Annotated in this window: 1 protein-coding gene; it reads left to right on the top strand. The window is 71.7% G+C overall.

All coding sequences use genetic code 11. The annotated features are described in order from the left end of the window. Nucleotides 1–527 (top strand): transposase (locus Q0795_RS17105; protein WP_298891756.1); only part of this gene is annotated, 527 nt, incomplete at both ends.

Genomic DNA, 527 nt, shown 5'->3' with positions numbered 1-527 from the left:
GGGTGCGGTTGTTCGACACCGGCCACAACCGCAAGACCGATGCCCTGGACGCGCACTCCATCGCTGTCGTGGCCGTCCGGACCCGAGGGTTGCGGGTGGTGCACCGTGACGGGGAGCTCGAGGCATTGCGGATGCTGTCCGACCGCCGCGATGAGCTGTCCCGGCTGCGGGTGCAGACGGTCAATCGGCTGCAGCGCCTGCTGGGCGAGCTGATCCCGGGCAAGAGGAAGCGGGACCTGTCGGCGACCCAGGCCAAGAGCATGCTGGCCAGCGTCCGCCCTCGCGACGTCGCCGGGCGGACCCGACGGCGCATGGCGGTCGAGGAGTTGACTGACCTGGTCGCCGTCGACGCCAAGCTCAAGGCGCTGAACGCTGAGCTGAAGGCCGCGGTCCTGGCGCGCGGGTCGCACCTGATGGACATCCACGGCATCGGCCCTGCCGGCGCGGCACGGATCCTGGCCGATGTCGGCGACGTCGCCCGGTTCCCCACCCGGGCGCGGTTCGCGTCCTGGACCGGGACCGCACCG

The sequence above is a fragment of the uncultured Serinicoccus sp. genome (assembly GCF_947487915.1).
Lineage (GTDB): Bacteria > Actinomycetota > Actinomycetes > Actinomycetales > Dermatophilaceae > Ornithinicoccus.
Note: the sequence above shows the minus strand (reverse complement) of the source record. Positions and strands in the feature narration are given on the sequence as shown.